The sequence below is a fragment of the Burkholderia cepacia GG4 genome (assembly GCF_000292915.1).
Taxonomy (GTDB): Bacteria; Pseudomonadota; Gammaproteobacteria; order Burkholderiales; family Burkholderiaceae; genus Burkholderia; species Burkholderia cepacia_D.
The window spans coordinates 662662-678929 of sequence record NC_018513.1; the positions used below are offsets into that span (position 1 = coordinate 662662).

At 67.3% G+C, this 16268-nt stretch carries 19 protein-coding genes; 16 read left to right on the forward strand and 3 right to left on the reverse strand.

Translation table 11 applies throughout. The features are described from left to right. Nucleotides 1-18 precede the first annotated feature (18 nt). The 3 genes from GEM_RS02940 to GEM_RS02950 all read left to right on the forward strand — a co-directional run bounded on the left by GEM_RS02940 (nt 19) and on the right by GEM_RS02950 (nt 1846). A complete protein-coding gene (locus GEM_RS02940; protein ID WP_014895963.1) occupies nt 19-627 on the forward strand; it encodes a cytochrome c oxidase assembly protein in 609 nt (202 codons plus the stop codon). Between the two features lie 16 nt (nt 628-643). Next, on the forward strand, nt 644-844 hold the full coding sequence (locus GEM_RS02945) for a DUF2970 domain-containing protein (RefSeq protein ID WP_006760730.1): 201 nt from the start codon (nt 644-646) through the stop codon (nt 842-844). A gap of 144 nt (nt 845-988) precedes the next feature. Beyond that, entirely contained in the window at nt 989-1846 is an 858-nt protein-coding gene (locus GEM_RS02950) for a cytochrome c oxidase subunit 3 (protein ID WP_014895964.1), read from the forward strand. Between the two features lie 207 nt (nt 1847-2053). On the opposite strand, the gene GEM_RS02955 is transcribed toward GEM_RS02950, so the two are convergent. Continuing rightward, nucleotides 2054-2263 carry a twin transmembrane helix small protein gene (locus GEM_RS02955; RefSeq protein WP_014895965.1) on the reverse strand — a complete coding sequence of 70 codons (210 nt, stop codon included), beginning with the start codon at nt 2261-2263 and terminating at the stop codon, nt 2054-2056. A gap of 84 nt (nt 2264-2347) precedes the next feature. Between GEM_RS02955 and GEM_RS02960 the strand changes: the two genes are divergently transcribed. From GEM_RS02960 to GEM_RS02980, 5 genes are read left to right on the forward strand one after another with little or no spacing between them, the layout of a single operon-like run. Then, a complete protein-coding gene (locus GEM_RS02960; RefSeq protein WP_041490596.1) occupies nt 2348-3058 on the forward strand; it encodes an SURF1 family protein in 711 nt (236 codons plus the stop codon). Between the two features lie 60 nt (nt 3059-3118). Continuing rightward, on the forward strand, nt 3119-3745 hold the full coding sequence (locus GEM_RS02965; RefSeq protein WP_014895967.1) for an SCO family protein: 627 nt from the start codon (nt 3119-3121) through the stop codon (nt 3743-3745). A 25-nt stretch (nt 3746-3770) separates the two neighbouring features. Then, complete coding sequence (locus tag GEM_RS02970; protein ID WP_014895968.1) at nt 3771-4883, forward strand: COX15/CtaA family protein; 1113 nt, start codon at nt 3771-3773, stop codon at nt 4881-4883. Nucleotides 4884-4891: 8 nt separating this feature from the next. Beyond that, entirely contained in the window at nt 4892-5794 is a 903-nt protein-coding gene (gene cyoE / locus GEM_RS02975) for a heme o synthase (protein WP_014895969.1), read from the forward strand. 18 nt (nt 5795-5812) lie between these two features. After that, on the forward strand, nt 5813-6430 hold the full coding sequence (locus GEM_RS02980; RefSeq protein ID WP_014895970.1) for an SCO family protein: 618 nt from the start codon (nt 5813-5815) through the stop codon (nt 6428-6430). Between the two features lie 150 nt (nt 6431-6580). Here the strand turns inward: GEM_RS02980 and GEM_RS02985 are convergent, their stop codons facing one another. Further along, entirely contained in the window at nt 6581-6871 is a 291-nt protein-coding gene (locus GEM_RS02985) for a YciI family protein (protein WP_014895971.1), read from the reverse strand. Between the two features lie 209 nt (nt 6872-7080). Between GEM_RS02985 and GEM_RS02990 the strand changes: the two genes are divergently transcribed. From GEM_RS02990 to GEM_RS03000, 3 genes are all read left to right on the forward strand, one after another. Beyond that, a complete protein-coding gene (locus GEM_RS02990) occupies nt 7081-8640 on the forward strand; it encodes a methyl-accepting chemotaxis protein (protein ID WP_014895972.1) in 1560 nt (519 codons plus the stop codon). Between the two features lie 175 nt (nt 8641-8815). Then, on the forward strand, nt 8816-9631 hold the full coding sequence (locus GEM_RS02995; RefSeq protein WP_014895973.1) for a MetQ/NlpA family ABC transporter substrate-binding protein: 816 nt from the start codon (nt 8816-8818) through the stop codon (nt 9629-9631). 439 nt (nt 9632-10070) lie between these two features. Next, nucleotides 10071-10295 carry a DUF1493 family protein gene (locus tag GEM_RS03000; RefSeq protein ID WP_272148373.1) on the forward strand — a complete coding sequence of 75 codons (225 nt, stop codon included), beginning with the start codon at nt 10071-10073 and terminating at the stop codon, nt 10293-10295. Nucleotides 10296-10391: 96 nt separating this feature from the next. Here GEM_RS03000 and GEM_RS03005 read toward each other — a convergent pair whose 3' ends face one another. Continuing rightward, nucleotides 10392-10700: a VF_A0006 family four-cysteine protein gene (locus tag GEM_RS03005; protein WP_014895975.1), complete on the reverse strand. Its 309-nt coding sequence runs from the start codon at nt 10698-10700 to the stop codon at nt 10392-10394. 333 nt (nt 10701-11033) lie between these two features. On the opposite strand from GEM_RS03005, the gene GEM_RS03010 reads away from it, so the two are divergent. The 5 genes from GEM_RS03010 (at nt 11034) to GEM_RS03030 (ending at nt 16265) form a co-directional block, all read left to right on the forward strand. After that, nucleotides 11034-11999, forward strand: a complete 966-nt coding sequence (locus tag GEM_RS03010; RefSeq protein ID WP_014895976.1) for an ABC transporter substrate-binding protein — start codon at nt 11034-11036, stop codon at nt 11997-11999. A gap of 141 nt (nt 12000-12140) precedes the next feature. Then, nucleotides 12141-13037 (forward strand): ABC transporter permease, encoded by an 897-nt coding sequence (locus tag GEM_RS03015; protein WP_014895977.1) that lies wholly within the window; start codon nt 12141-12143, stop codon nt 13035-13037. Between the two features lies 1 nt (nt 13038). Beyond that, nucleotides 13039-13833: an ABC transporter ATP-binding protein gene (locus tag GEM_RS03020; protein ID WP_014895978.1), complete on the forward strand. Its 795-nt coding sequence runs from the start codon at nt 13039-13041 to the stop codon at nt 13831-13833. Between the two features lie 304 nt (nt 13834-14137). Further along, nucleotides 14138-14845: a translesion DNA synthesis-associated protein ImuA gene (gene imuA, locus GEM_RS03025; RefSeq protein WP_014895979.1), complete on the forward strand. Its 708-nt coding sequence runs from the start codon at nt 14138-14140 to the stop codon at nt 14843-14845. After that, the gene (locus GEM_RS03030) at nt 14778-16265 is read left to right on the forward strand and encodes a Y-family DNA polymerase (protein WP_041490441.1); all 1488 of its coding nucleotides are present in this window, start codon (nt 14778-14780) and stop codon (nt 16263-16265) included. Before imuA ends, GEM_RS03030 begins: the two co-directional genes overlap by 68 nt. Nucleotides 16266-16268 lie beyond the last annotated feature (3 nt).

Sequence of the window (16268 nt, forward strand, 5' to 3'; positions counted from 1 at the left end):
TAGCGAGGAAGTAGTCGTATGTCGAAGCCGGAAGAGGGCGCCGTCGATCGCGCGTTCAATCGTTCGATGCTGGTGAAGCTCTTCGTCGTGGCCGGATTGATGTTCGGCTTCGGCTTCGCGCTGATTCCGATGTATCGCGCGATCTGCCAGATCACCGGCATCAACAACCTGGTGCAGCGCGATGTCAGCGAACGCGAGGTGAAGAACTCGCAGGTCGACACCAGCCGGACGGTGTCGGTCGAGTTCGATGCGAATGCGCGCGGCCCGCTCGGTTTCAAGCCGGAGCACAACAGCCTCGACGTGCATCCGGGCGAACTGACGACGATCGTGTACGACGTGACGAACGGGCAGGGCCGGCCGGTGGTGGCGCAGGCGATTCCAAGCTACGCGCCGAAGCAGGCGACGGAGTTCTTCAAGAAGATCGAGTGTTTTTGCTTCACGCAGCAGACGCTGGCCGCGCACGAGTCGCGCAAGATGCCGGTGGTGTTCGTGATCGATCCGAAACTGCCGAAGGACGTGAAGACGATCACGCTGTCGTACACGTTCTTCGAGCTGAATACGCCGGCCACGCCGGCGCCGGCACCGCGCAGTACGGCGGCGCAGGGCGCGGCGAAGCCGGACGCATGACGACGGAGACGGGGCGATGACGGAGACGAAGCGGAGCGGGTCGTTCGGCCAGGCGTTGCGAGCAGTGTTGTGGTCGTTCTTCGGCGTGCGCAAGCGACGCGACCTGGAGGCCGATGCGACGCAGCTCAATCCGCTGCACGTGCTGATCGTCGCGCTGATCGCGGCCGGCGTGTTCATCGGCGTGCTGATCCTGATCGTGCGCGCGGTGGTGGGCTGAGGGCCGAGGCCCGCGGCTGGAAAGAATGCGGTGCGTAGCGCCCCGGCGCTGCGTGCGGGAAAGAGCGGCGGCGGTCGCGCCGCGCAAGAAATAAAGCCGGAGCGGTTTCCGGTACACAAATTGGACTGAAGTGGAGAATCAAGCATGAGCGGTCAAAACCAGACCCCGTACTATTTCGTGCCGCATCCGTCGCAGCATCCGATCAGCGCGGCCGTCGGCCTGCTGGTCATGCTCGGATCGGTGGCGCTGTGGATCAACGGTCACGACTGGGCTCCGTACACGGCGCTGCTTGGCCTGCTGTGGTTGCTCTTCACGCTGTATCACTGGTTCGGCGATGCGATCGCCGAGTCGGAAGGCGGTCATTACGGCAAGAACGTCGACAAGTCGTACCGCTGGAGCATGAGCTGGTTCATCTTCTCGGAAGTCATGTTCTTCGGTGCGTTCTTCGGCGCGCTGTTCTATGCGCGTGAAATCGCGCTGCACCAGCTCGGCAGCCTCGACTACAAGCTGATCTGGCCGGATTTCTCCGCCGTGTGGCCGAACGAAGGCCCCGCCGCGCTTGCCGGTCACTTCAAGACGATGGGCCCGTGGCCGATTCCGACGCTGAACACGGCATTCCTGCTGTCCTCGGGCGTGACGCTGACGATCTCGCACCACGCACTGCGCGACGATCATCGCAAGAAGGCAATCGCCTGGCTGGCCGCGACGCTCTTGTTCGGTATCTGCTTCCTGTTCCTGCAGGGCTTCGAGTACTACCACGCGTACAACGAACTGAACCTGACGCTGAACTCCGGCGTGTACGGCTCGACGTTCTTCCTGCTGACGGGCTTCCACGGTTTCCACGTGTTCCTCGGCGGCACGATGCTTGCGGTGGTGCTGGTGCGGATGATCCGCGGCCACTTCAAGCCCGATCACCACTTCGCATTCGAAGGCGCCGCGTGGTACTGGCACTTCGTCGACGTCGTCTGGCTCGGCCTGTACGTCGTCGTCTACTGGCTGTAAATGGAACAACGGCCCGCGCAGCGATGCGCGGGCCGTTTTCGTTGGCGGGGACGGGGCAGCAGCGTGCTGCTTGCGGTCAACGCCACCTCGGCGCCGCCGCGACTCAGTCAGGCGGCGCTTTTGCTTGGTGGCGCCGCAGTGCGGCGATATGTCACAGCGACTGCCGCAGCGACGGCTGCCGCCGCATCGGGTGCCGCCGCGAATGCATCAACGTCCGATCGGCAGGCCGGTCGAGTGGATCCAGCCCATCCAGTTCGCGAACAGGATGAACAGGAACAGCGTGACCGACAGCCCGACGCGGGTGGCAAGCGACCACACCATGCGTTTCGTATGGCCGCGGTCGTGCATCATGAAGTAGAGCGCCGAGCCCATGCTGGCGATGATGAGGACGAAGGCGATGGGAACGAGGATGTGCATGACACGAACCGGACGACGGCAATTCGAAAGGAAGAGGATAATTATCGCACTTCGCTTTCGCGCATGCGCCTCGCGGGTGGCGCGATGAAGATCCGCTGGTTGCCTGCGCTGCTGATTCTCGTCGTGGTCGCGGTCACGATACGCCTCGGTTTCTGGCAGCGCGACCGCGCGCATCAGAAGGAAGCGCTGCAGGCGAGCGTCGTGCGCTACGAGCATGCGGCGCCCGTCGACGTCGGCGCGCAGCCGATGCCGCTTGCGTCGATCGAGTTTCACCGCGTGCGGGCCAAGGGTCGCTTCATAGCGGAGCAGGTGGTGTTCCTCGACAATCGGCCGTATAACGACCAGCCGGGTTTTTACGTCGTGATGCCGTTTAAACTCACGGGCGGCGGCGTCGTGCTGGTGAACCGCGGCTGGCTGCCGCGCAACATCGCCGATCGCACGGCGATCGAGCCGTTCCCGACGCCCGACGGCGACATCGAGATCGAGGGCATCGCGCGTGCCGACGCGTCGCGCGCATTCGAGCTCGGCGAAGGTGGCTCGGCCGCGCACCAGAAGATCCGGCAGAACCTGGACGTCGCTGCGTATGCGAAGGAAACGGGGTTGCCGCTGCAGCCGTTCGTGATCCAGCAGACGAGCGACGACGGCGACAAGCTCGTGCGCGACTGGCCGGCGGCGACGACCGGCGTCGAGCGCAATTATGGTTACATGTTTCAGTGGTGGGGCATGGCTGCGGCCGCGCTCGGTTTCGGCCTGTACGCCGCGCGGCGTGCGGCGAAGAAGTCGGCCGGCGCGTGAGCGCGATGCCCGGACGCGGCGGCAGCGCCGCGGGTTCGTTTCGAGAGGTCTGATTTGTCCATGCAATCTTCCCGTCAGGGTCCGGCCGCTGCGCCGATCTCGCCGGCGGCCCGCAAGCGCGGCCGCTGGATGCTCGTGCTGCTGGGTCTCGTGTGCGCAGCACCGATGATCGCGTCGTACTTCACCTATTACGTGATCAAGCCGAAGGGCGGCTCGACCAACTACGGCACGCTGATCGAGCCGCAGCGCCCGATCCCGGCCGATCTGCAGGTCACCGACGAAACCGGCAAGACCGTGCCGCTGGCGTCGCTGCGCGGTGTGTGGCTGTTCGTGATGACCGACCGCAGCGCATGCGACGACGCGTGTGCGCAAAAGCTCTATTTCATGCGCCAGATCCGCGTCACGCAGGCGGGCGAGCGGCACCGGATCACGATGGTGTGGCTGCGCAGCGATGCGGGCGCGGTGCCACCGAAGGTGCTGGAAGCCTATCCCGACACGCGCCGGCTGGTCGCCGATCCGGCCGCGGTCGCCGCGTGGCTGCCGGCCGACACCGGCACGCAGGACCGCGACCACATCTACATGGTCGATCCGAACGGCAACCTGATGATGCGTTTCCCGAAGGACCCGAACCCCAGCAAGATCAAGGCGGACGTCACGAAGCTGCTGAAGTGGTCGAGCATCGGCTAAGGCGAGACTACGAGGCAACCATTCGATGTCGTATCTACTGCAACTCGGCCTGATCGGCTTCTGCATCGCGCTGCTGCCGCTGTCGTACGTGTGGGTGAAGGCCGACGACAACAAGTTCCGCAAGCTGGTGTGGCTCACCACGTTCCTGACGCTCGATCTGGTGATGTTCGGCGGCTTCACGCGGCTGACCGATTCGGGCCTCGGCTGCCCGGACTGGCCCGGCTGCTACGGCACCTCGTCGCCGTTCATCGCGCATGCCGCGATCACGGCCGCGCACCAGGCGATGCCGACCGGCCCCGTCAGCATGACGAAGGCGTGGATCGAGATGATCCACCGCTATTTCGCGATGGCGATCGGCGTGCTGATCATCGCGCAGGTCGTGATCGCATGGGCTGCGCGGCTGCGCCGCCGTCCGCTGCACGTGTCGCCGTGGTGGCCGACGAGCCTGCTGCTGCTGATCGTCGTGCAGGGCGTGTTCGGCGCATGGACGGTCACCATGAAGCTGCAGCCGGTGATCGTCACGACCCACCTGCTGCTCGGCCTCACGCTGCTCGGCACGCTCGGCTGGCTCGCGGCGCGGCAGACGCCGCTGCCGTCGCATGACCCGGAGGCGGGCCGCTACCGCGCGGCCGCGCTCGCCGCGCTGGTGCTGCTGGTCGTGCAGATCGCGCTCGGTGGCTGGGTGAGCACCAACTACGCGGTGCTCGCGTGTACCGATTTCCCGACCTGCAACGGCCAGTGGATTCCGCCGATGAACTTCGGCCAGGGCTTCCATCTGTGGCGCGCGCTCGGGATGACGAAGGACGGCGAGGCGATCACGCAGGACGCGCTGGTCGCGATCCACTGGACCCACCGCACGTTCGCGTTCGTCGTCGTCGCATATCTGGTCGCGTTCGCACTGAAGATGCGCCGCTTCGAGTCGCTGCGGCGGCCCGCGGACGGCGTGCTGCTGGTCGTCCTGCTGCAGTTCGTGACGGGCCTGACCAACATCGTGCTGCAGTGGCCGCTGCCGGTCGCCGTCGCGCACAACGGCGGCGCCGCGATCCTGCTGCTGCTCGTCGTCATGTTAAACTTTCGCATCCTTTCAAGCCGCCCCGGCCGTGTCGTGCAGCCTGCGCGCGACGCCGCCCCGGCGTGACCGTCCCCATGCAAAGCACCCTCTCCCAATCGCCCGGTAGCCGGTTTTCGCAGTACATGGCGCTGACGAAGCCGCGTGTCACGCAGCTCGCGGTGTTCTGCGCGGTGATCGGCATGTTTCTCGCGACGCCGGGCATGGTGCCGTGGCATGTGCTGATCGGCGGCACGGTCGGCATCTGGCTGCTGGCCGGCGCCGCGTTTGCGATCAACTGCCTCGTCGAACAGAAAATCGACGCGATGATGCGCCGCACCGCGTGGCGCCCGTCCGCGCGCGGCGAGATCACGACCCCGCAGATCCTGCTGTTCTCGGCCGTGCTCGGCAGCGTCGGCGCATGGACGCTCTATACGTTCACGAACCCGCTGACGATGTGGCTGACGATCGCGACGTTCGTCGGCTATGCGGTGATCTACACGCTGCTGCTCAAGCCGATGACGCCGCAGAACATCGTGATCGGCGGCGCGTCGGGCGCGATGCCGCCGGCGCTCGGCTGGGCCGCCGTCACCGGCGCGGTGCCCGGCGACGCGTGGATCCTCGTGCTGATCATCTTCGTGTGGACGCCGCCGCATTTCTGGGTGCTCGCGCTTTACCGCCGCAAGGATTACGAGAGCGCGGGGCTGCCGATGCTGCCCGTCACGCACGGCGAGAAGTTCACGCGGCTGCACATCCTGCTGTACACGGTGATCCTGTTCGCGGTCACGCTGATGCCGTTCATCTCCGGGATGAGCGGGGCCGTCTACCTGACGAGCGCGGTGCTGCTCGGCGCGGTGTTCCTCGCGTATGCATGGAAGATCTACCGCGACTATTCGGACGAACTCGCCCGCAAGGCCTTCCGCTATTCGATCGTCTACCTGTCGCTGCTGTTCGCCGCGCTGCTCGTCGATCACTATGCACGCCCGCTGCTCGGCGTGTAACCGCACGGTTTGAACGCAATGCTCCATTCACGGTTCGGGCGCCGCGCGCGCCAAGGCTGGATGCTCGCGTGCGCATTCGCGGCAGCCACGCTGCTCGCGGGCTGCGACAACGCGCCGAAATTCCAGAATCTCGACATCACCGGCAACACGCAGTTCGGCAGCGATTTCTCGCTGCCCGACACGGCCGGCAAGGTACGCACGCTCGGCGACTTCAAGGGCAAGGCTGTCGTGATGTTCTTCGGCTATACGCATTGCCCGGACGTATGCCCGACGACGATGGCCGAATTGTCGGAAGCGCTGAAGCAGCTCGGCCCCGACGCCGCGAAGCGCGTGCAGGTGCTGTTCGTCACCGTCGATCCGGAGCGTGACACGCCCGCGCTGCTCGGCCAGTACGTGCCCGCGTTCGATTCGTCGTTCATCGGGTTGCGGCCGGCCGACGAAGCGGCGCTGAAGAAGGTCACGAAGGATTTCCGCGTGTACTACGCGAAGGTGCCCGGCAAGACGCCCGGCAGCTACACGATGGATCACACCGCCGCGAGCTACGTGTTCGATCGCGACGGCAAGCTGCGCCTGTTCGTGCGCGACGGCCAGGGCCCCGGCCCGTGGGTTCACGACCTGAAACTGCTGGTCGACTGAGCGGCGCGCGCCGCATGATCGCCCGGGCGTTCTGCCCGGCGAAACGCGTGACGGCCGCAACGCGCCGTCACGCATTCCTCCTGGTTCCCCTCGATTGACATGCTCCGCCTCACCGGGCGGCGTGCGTGCGCACATGCGCGATTGCGTGCGTCATGGCAGCGCGGGCACGTTGAAGCCCTGCGCGGCACGCGTGATCCGGAATTCCGTCACGCGATAGGTCGCGAGCCCTTCGATCACGAACGGATCGGTCTTCAGGATCGCATCCAGTTCGTCGCGGTCGATGCGGGCCGCGAGGATCACGCCGCCTGCGCGCGGCACCTTCGGCCCCGCCGCGATGAAGATGCCGCGCTCGAGCAGCGGCTGCAGATACGCGCGATGGCGTTCGAGCGCGTCGTCGATGCGCTCGAGCGACGCGGTGTAGTGGATGTCGATGACGTACATGGATGGCCCCGGAATGTCGCCGACGCCTTGCGCGCCGGCCAGCCGGTCTTTGTAGCACAGCGCCCGTTCCGTGTCGTGCCGTGCGGCGTGCGCCGGCTGCGTGTATTCAAGTTGTAAGTCTCACTGCCGTAAATACGAGAGCAACCGTTTGCGCGCGACCGGCCGTTCGCGCGCATCACGGGCATCGACTTCGACAACAAGGCACGCAGATGAGCAGAATGACGTTGAACCGCAAGCTATGGCTCGCGCTTGCGCTGGTATGGATCGGTCTACTCGGCGTCGGCGCATGGAGCGCATACGAGACGCGCGCGACGATGCTCGCCGAACGCAAGGAAGGCATCGCGAACCTCGTCGATTCGGCGGCCGGCATCGTCAACGCGTATCACGCGCTCGCGCAGAACGGTGCGCTGCCCGAGGCCGACGCGAAGCGCGACGCGCTCGCGAGCCTGGCTGCGATGCGCTACGGCGATTCGGGCTATGTGTTCGTGATGGATTCGAAGCCCGTCGTGCTGATGCACCCGACGCTGCCGAAGCTGGTCGGCACGCAGGTTGGCGACTATCTCGATCCGGACGGCAAGCCGCTGTTCGTCACGATCCTGAACGCCGCGAAGGCGACCGGCAGTGGCTTCGCCGAGTATCGCGGGCGGCTGCCCCACAGCGAGACCGCGGCGCCGAAGATCAGTTACGTCACGCGCTTCGCACCGTGGGACTGGAACATCTCGAGCGGCGTGTTCCTGAAGGACATCGATACCGTCTACTACCGGACGCTGTTCGGTCACCTCGCGGTCGTGTTCGTGATCGGCTTCATGATCAGCGCGGCGATGCTCGTGATCATCCGCAACGTGCGCGGTAGCCTCGGCGGCGAGCCGGACGAGGCGGCCGCGCTGGCGGCCCGCATCGCGCAGGGCGACCTGACGCAGCCAGTGCCCGTGCGCGCGAGCGACAGCACGAGCATGATGGCTGCGATGCGCGACATGCAGGCACGCCTGCAGGCGACGATCGGAGGGATCCGCCAGTCGGCGGAGTCGATCGCGTCGGCGAGCCGCGAGATCGCGTCCGGCAACAGCGACCTGTCGCAGCGCACCGAGGAGCAGGCCGCGTCGCTGGAAGAAACGGCCGCGAGCATGGAGCAGCTGACCGCGACGGTGAAGCAGAACGCGGACAACGCGCGGCAGGCGAGCGGGCTGGCGAACAACGCGTCGGAGATCGCGCGGGCGGGCAACGACGTCGTGAACCGGGTGATTGGCACGATGGGCGAGATCGACGACAGCTCACACAAGATCGCCGACATCATCGGCGTGATCGAGGGCATTGCGTTCCAGACCAACATCCTCGCGCTGAACGCGGCAGTCGAGGCCGCGCGCGCCGGCGAGCAGGGGCGCGGCTTCGCGGTGGTCGCGGGCGAGGTGCGTTCACTCGCACAGCGCAGCGCGACGGCCGCGAAGGAGATCCGCGAGCTGATCGTCGATTCGGTCGAGCGCGTGCGCAACGGCTCGACGCTGGTCGGCCAGGCCGGCACGACGATGGGCGAGATTCTGCAGGCGGTGGCGCGTGTGACCGACATCATGGGCGAGATCGCGGCCGCGTCCGAAGAGCAGGCGAGCGGCATCACGCAGGTCGGGCGCGCGGTCACGCAGATGGACCAGGTCACGCAGCAGAACGCGGCGCTCGTCGAGGAGGCCACCGCAGCGGCCGCGTCGCTGCAGGAGCAGGCCGGGCGGTTGCGCGATGCGGTCGGCGCGTTCCGGGTCGGCGGTCGCGTTCATTGAAATGCAACTAACGGCCGAGCCGTGCGCGTTCCGCCAGCACGCTCGCGGGGCATACCCATATGAGTGGGATGTATTTCACTTCCGGCCGATCCTGTGACACCATTTGCCCCTTCCTGCGAGTCGGGGCATACCCGTATCGCGCCCCATTTTCAGTTTGCAAGAAAGCGAGAAACAGATGAAGCGTCGCAGTCTCCTGAAGGTATTTTCCGTGCTGGCCACCGGTGCCGTGCTGACGCTGTCGGCGGGCGCGCACGCCGAAGACAAGGTGATCAAGGTCGGCACGGTGGCCGGCCCGGATTCGGAAGTGTGGCAGGTCGTGCAGAAGGTCGCGAAGGAGAAGGAAGGCCTGACCGTGAAGGTCATCGAGTTCAACGACTACGTGCAGCCGAACGCGGCGCTCGACTCGGGCGACCTCGACGCGAACAGCTTCCAGCACCAGCCCTACCTCGACAGCCAGGTGAAGCAGCGCGGCTACAAGATCGTGAGCGCGGGCCTGACCTACATCTCGCCGATCGGCGTGTACTCGAAGAAGTTCAAGGCGCTGAAGGACCTGCCGCAAGGTGCGAAGCTGGCGGTGCCGAACGATCCGTCGAACGAGAACCGCGCGCTGCTGCTGCTGCAGACGCAGGGCGTGATCAAGCTGAAGGCGGGCGCCGGCACGGGCGGCAACAACGCGACGGTGCTCGACATCGCCGAGAACCCGAAGAAGCTGAAGATCTCCGAACTCGACGCCGCGCAACTGCCGCGCGTGCTGTCGGACGTCGACGCAGCCGTGATCAACACGAACTATGCGCTGGCCGCGAACCTCCAGCCGACCAAGGACGCGATCGCGCTCGAATCGCTGACGAGCCCGTACGCGAACCTGATCGCCGTGCGCGCGAAGGACAAGGATCAGCCGTGGGTGAAGAAGCTGGTCAAGGCGTACCAGTCGCCGGAAGTGAAGGAATTCATCAAGAAGCAGTTCAAGGGCTCGATGGTCGCGTCGTTCTGAACGCGATCGGTTGACCGAACGAAGGCCTGCACGTGTGCAGGCCTTTTTTTATGTGCGATGGGCGGCGTCCCGTTGCCGCTGCGCATGCGTTGCCTGCCCGCTTTGACGTGCTTTCGAGATCCGGACGCGACGCGAAGATCACACATCGCAATTGCATTTGTGTTCACCGATAAACACCGTTTGGCCACGGTTCGTTACGGTGGCATCGAGCCTGCGCGCCGCCGCTCGAATGCAGAATCGGTATGCGCGTTTTCTCTCCGGCATCCCGTTGTGCCCCGTCATTGTTCACGCTGAGCCAAATAACAAAAGGTTGCGGGATATTCCACTATCGTTACGGAGCGAACGGCCAACGGATCGGCAAGAATTCGTCTGCGTGGCAGTCGTATATCTTCGTTAGGCTGAAAAGGTAGCTTTAAAAATCGCGCGCGAGGATGTCGACCTGGGATTCGATGCGGCTGAAGTCGAAGAGGTAATGAGGGAGTATTCGGAAGAGTTTAATGTCGATATGAGCGGGTTCGACATCAAAAAATACTACCCGGACGACGATTTTTTGCTTCTTGACCTGATCAATCCGTTCAGGAAAAGAGTCGTTCATCACGTTCCGGACCTGAACGTCCGAATGTTGATCGAATCGGCCAAGGCAGGGCGCTGGCTCTACAGCTGACTGATCACCGGGTCGTATTTGTTTGCGTCCTGACAGCTGCGTCGCGCGGGCCGTTTGGGGCAGCCGGCCGCGCGGCGCCTGGCCCGCGCCGCCGGCTCACATCTCGCCGCGCCGCGAGCAGATCGCCATGATCTGCTGGATCGCGTAGTTGTCGCGCACGCCCGGCAGCGACTGCACGATGCACTCGTGAACGCGCCGCTCGCGCGGCAGCAGCATCGCGTTGTTGCGGTACAGCGCGTCGCACGAGCGCTGGATCAGCTGGGCGGCCGCGCCGTTGCGGCTCTCGCGCAGCGCATTGAGCTTGCAGTCGTCGTATTGCGCGCTGCCGTCGGTCAGCGCGAATGCCGCGCCCGGCAGCGCCAGCGCGATGGCCGCGCACGCGATCGCATGGATCCCTCGTTTCATGCACCCTCCGATGGTGTGGATTGGGTCGGCGGACAGCATAACGTAAAGCGGCAAGGGCGGCTGACGCGTTGCGCCGGGATCGGCGCAGACCGCCGCCGGCCGGGCTTCGCGCGCGCTTCGTGGCCGCGCGCCGGGCGGGCTGCGGGCGTTCCGGGCGAAAGCGTGGAGTCAGGCGGTGGTCTGCGGAAATGGTATCCTCGTGCGTTCGCCGCCGCGCGCCTTCCCGGGGCCGCGCGGGGCCGTTGCCGCCCGGTTGCGCGCGCCTCGGCACCTGCATGACGGCGGCGGGAATCCATCATCCAGAACCGACATAAATACGGGGGAGACTCACCCATGAAGCGTTACAGGACTTTCGCGATCCGTTCGATCACGGCCGGCGTCGCCGCACTCGCGCTGGCAGGCGCCGCGCACGCACAGACGGTCAAGGTGCTGTCGATCGTTGACCACCCGGCACTCGACGCGATCCGCGACGGCGTGCGCGCCGAACTGAAGGCGGAAGGCTACGGCGACGACAAGCTCAAGTGGGAATACCAGAGCGCGCAGGGCAACACGGGTACGGCCGCGCAGATCGCGCGCAAGTTCGTCGGCGACCAGCCCGACGTGATCGTCGCGATCGCGACGCCGGCCGCGCAGGCGGTCGTCGCGGCGACCAAGAGCGTGCCGGTCGTCTACTCGGGCGTGACCGATCCGGTCGCCGCACAGCTCGTGAAGGGCTGGGGCCCGTCGGGCACCAACGTGACGGGCGTCTCCGACAAGCTGCCGCTCGATCGCCAGGTTGCGCTGATCAAGCGCGTCGTGCCGAAGGCGAAGACGGTCGGCATGGTCTACAACCCGGGCGAGGCGAACTCGGTCGTCGTCGTGAAGGAACTCAAGGAAATCCTCGCGAAGCAGGGGATGACGCTGAAGGAAGCGGCCGCGCCGCGCACCGTCGACATCGGCCCGGCCGCGAAGAGCCTGATCGGCAAGGTCGACGTGATCTACACGAACACCGACAACAACGTCGTGTCCGCGTACGAAGCGCTCGTGAAGGTCGCGAACGAAGCGAAGATCCCGCTCGTCGCCGGCGACACCGACAGCGTGAAGCGCGGCGGCATCGCGGCGCTCGGCATCAACTACGGCGACCTCGGCCGGCAGACCGGCAAGGTCGTCGCGCGCATCCTGAAGGGCGAGAAGCCGGGCGCGATCGCGTCCGAGACGAGCAGCAACCTCGAACTGTTCGCGAACACGGGTGCGGCGGCGAAGCAGGGCGTGACGCTGGCGCCGGATCTCGTGAAGGAAGCGAAGACGGTCATCAAGTAAGCCGCGGCGGGCCACCGCCGCGCTGGCAGGCCCGATCCGGGCCTGAACGAAACCGCCGGACGGGCGGCTCCGACCCGGGGCCGCCCGTTCGCTTCGCCCGGCCGTATACGTCCGGCCGGGAAGCAACAGGATTTCCCCATCATGTCTTTGTTCTCGTTTCTGGGCGCGCTGGAGATCGGCCTGATCTTCAGCCTCGTCGCCCTCGGGGTGCTGATTTCGTTTCGCATCCTCAACTTCCCCGACCTCACCGTCGACGGCAGCTTTCCGCTCGGCGGCGCCGTCGCCGCGACGCTGATCTCCGCCGGCCATGACCCGTTCACGTCGACCGTGTTCGCGATCGTCGCGGGCGCGCTGGCCGGCTTCATCACGGGCTGGCTCAACGTGCGCCTGAAGATCATGGATCTGCTCGCCAGTATCCTGATGATGATCGCGCTCTACTCGGTGAACCTGCGGATCATGGGACGACCGAACGTGCCGCTGATCACCGAGCCGACGATCTTCACCGTGCTGCAGCCCGACTGGATGCCCGACTACGTGCTGCGCCCGGCGCTGCTCGCGATCGTCGTGGTGGTCGCGAAGCTCGGCCTCGACTGGTTCTTCTCGTCGCAGCTCGGCCTCGCGATGCGCGCGACCGGCGCGAACCCGCGGATGGCGCGCGCGCAGGGCATCGCGACGGGCCGCGCGACGCTCGCCGGGATGGCCTTGTCGAACGCGCTCGTCGCGCTTGCCGGTGCGCTGTTCGCGCAGACGCAGGGCGGCGCCGACATCTCGATGGGGATCGGCACGATCGTGATCGGGCTGGCCGCCGTGATCATCGGCGAGACGCTGCTGCCCGCGCGCCGGCTGGTGCTGACGACGCTCGCCGTCGTGCTCGGCGCGATCGTCTACCGCTTCTTCATCGCGCTCGCGCTGAACAGCGAATTCATCGGCCTGAAGGCGCAGGACCTGAACCTCGTGACGGCCGCGCTCGTCACGATCGCGCTGGTGCTGCCGGCGACGCGCAAGAAGCTGTTCGCGCGCAAGAACGGAGGGGCATGACATGCTGTCCGCACAAGACCTGAAACTCACGTTCAACCCCGGCACGCCGATCGAGACGCGCGCGCTGCGCGGGCTGTCGCTCGAGATTCCCGACGGCCAGTTCGTCGCGGTGATCGGCTCGAACGGCGCCGGCAAGTCGACTTTCCTGAATGCGGTCAGCGGCGACCAGCGCGTCGATGCCGGGCGCATCGCGATCGACGGCACGGATGTCACGCGCCAGCCCGCGTGGGACCGCGCGCACCTCGTCGCGCGCGTGTTCCAGGACCCGATGGCCGGCACCTGCGAGGCGCTGACGATCGAGGAGAACATGGCGCTCGCGATGGCGCGCGGCGGGCGGCGCGGCTTCAGGGCCGCGCTCGACCGGCCGTCGCGCGAGCTGTTTCGCGACAAGCTGCGGCTCCTGAACCTCGGCCTGGAAAACCGGCTGACTGACCGGATCGGGCTGCTGTCGGGCGGCCAGCGGCAGGCGGTGAGCCTGCTGATGGCGTCGCTGCGGCCGTCGCGGATCCTGCTGCTCGACGAGCACACGGCCGCGCTCGACCCGAAGACGGCCGCGTTCGTGCTGGAACTGACCGCGCGCATCGTCGCCGAGAGCAAGCTGACGACGATGATGGTCACGCACAGCATGCGACAGGCGCTCGACTACGGCGACCGCACGGTGATGCTGCACCAGGGGCAGGTCGTGCTCGACGTGTCGGGCGACCAGCGCAAGGGGCTCGACGTGCCGGATCTGCTGCAGATGTTCGAGAAGGTGCGGCACGAGCAGCTCGACGACGACGCGTTGCTGCTCGGCTGACGCGCGGCGGGCGGACCGGCGCGATGTGCGGTGGGTGGCATCGTGCCGGTTTGCTTGCCGGTCCGGCCGCGCGATCCGGTTCGCCGGCGTCGCCTCGGGGCCGGATGGTTGCGGCGGGTGTTCGGGCGTTCGGGCGTTCGGACGGTGTGAGCCGGCCACGCCCCGGGGCGGCGCGCCGTAACATGACGGGTGCGCCGGCTTTCCCCTTGTTTTTCCTCTGACGAAAATACCGGTTTCGTACCAGTACTGTGCGACGCGAGCGCATTGCCATATACTGTATATCCATACAGTTGTGGGTGGCGTCATGCTCGCATCCTCCATTTCTCCCGAATCCCTTCATCCATCGCTCTGGCGCGGCTCGCAGCTCGCACGCGGCGGTCCACGCACGATCGACACGGGCTTTGCGCCGCTGTCCGCCGAGCTGCCGGGCGGCGGCTGGCCGGTCGGCGGGCTCGTCGAACTGCTGGCCGCGCAGCCGGGCTGCGGCGAGATGCGGCTGCTCGCGCCCGCGCTCGCGCGTACCGTCAGCGTGCGGCGTCCGCTCGCGCTCGTCGCGCCGCCGCAGTCGCCGCATGCGACCGCGCTGGCCGGTCTCGGCGTGCCGTCCGACGCGCTGCTGTGGCTGCGCGCCGGCAGCCGCACCGACGCGTTGTGGGCCGCCGAGCAGGCGCTCAGGACGGGCTGCTGTGGTGCGCTGCTGCTCTGGCAGGACGCGCGGCCCGATGCGCTGCGGCGCCTGCATCTCGCGGCCGCGCGCACCGGCGACACGCTGTTCGTGATGCTGCGCCCGCTGTCGGCCGTGCGGCAGCCGTCGCCGGCCGTGCTGCGCATCGCGCTGCATCCGGTGCCGGGCGGCGTGTCGCTCGATATCGTCAAGCGTCGCGGGCCCGCGCGCAGCGAGCCGCTCGCGCTCGATTTGCCGTCGCCCATCGTGGAGAGCCGCTATGCGCGTCTTGCTCGGCATCCATCTGCCGCGCCTGCCGCTCGACGTGTGCGCCCCGCCGCCGTCTGACGGCGCGGCGGACGACGCAGGCTGCGCGGTGCTCGAGCAGGGCGTCGTGCTGATTGCCGACGCGCCCGCGCGCCGGCAGGGCGTGCGCGCGGGCATGAAGCGCGGCGGCGTGCTGACGCTCGCACCCGACACCCGGCTGGTCGAACGCGATCCCGCCCGCGAGGCCGATGCGCTGCGCGCGGTCGCGCTCGCATTGCTGCGCTTCTCGCCGTGCGTCGCGCTCGACGACGAAGCCACGCTGATCGTCGACGTCGGTCCGAGCCTGCGCCTGTTCGGCGGCCTGCCGTCGCTGTGCCGCCAGGTGCGCGCGACGCTCGCGGCGCTCGGCTATGCGGCGCGCCTGTCGGCCGCGCCGACCGGGCGCGGCGCGTGGCTGCTCGCGCGCACGTCGGCGCGTGCCCGGATCCGGCGCCGCGTGGCCGGGCCGGCCTCGCTCGTTCGTGCGCTCGATCGTTTGCCGTGCGTGCTGCTGCCCGATGCGCGCTCGTATGCGGGCTGGTTCGACGGCCTCGGCTGCCGCACGCTCGCCGATCTGCGCGGCCTGCCGCGCGCGGGGCTGCAGCGCCGCTGCGGTCCGGCGCTGCTCGCCGCGCTCGATCGCGCGTATGGCGACGCGGTCGAGCCGCTCGCGTGGATGGCGGTACCGCCCGTGTTCGACGTACGGCTCGAATTGCCGGAGCGCGTCGAATACGCGGAAGCCGTGCTGTTCGCCGCGCGGCGGCTCGTCGTGCAGTTGTGCGGGTGGCTGGCTGCGCGGCAGTTGTCTCTGGCCGCGATGACGTTCGATCTCGAGCACGAACGTGGCCGCCAGGCTGTGCCGCCGACGCCGCTCGAACTCGCGTTCGCCACGCCGGTGCGCGACGAGACGCACTTCATGCGGCTGCTCGGCGAGCGGCTCGCGCGCGTCGAGCTGCCGGCTGCGGTGATCGCGGTGCGGCTGAAGGCCACGCGCGTCGAATCGGTCGCGCCGCCGGCCGACGATCTTTTCCCCGAGCCGGGCGGTACGCGCGAGACGCGCGCGCGGCTGTTCGAACTGCTGGTCGCGCGGCTCGGCGCGGAGAACGTATTGCGCGCGGCGCCCGTCGCCGATCACCGTCCCGAGGCCGCGAACCGCTGGCTGCCGCTCGATGCGCAAGCGGGCAAGCCGGCCGGCGGGCCACCCGCCGTGCCGCCGCGTCCCGCATGGCTGCTGGCCGAGCCGCAGCCGCTCCTGATGCGCGAGAACCGGCCGGTGTTCCATACGCCGCTCAGGATGATGTCGTCGGCCGAGCGGATCGAAGCCGGGTGGTTCGACGGGCAACTGGCCGCACGCGATTACTACGTCGCCCAGGACGAGGTCGGTGCGTGCTACTGGGTGTTCCTGGAGCGGTCGGGAAGCCAGGCCGCGCCGCGCTGGTTCCTGCACGGCTTGTTCGGGTGAGCG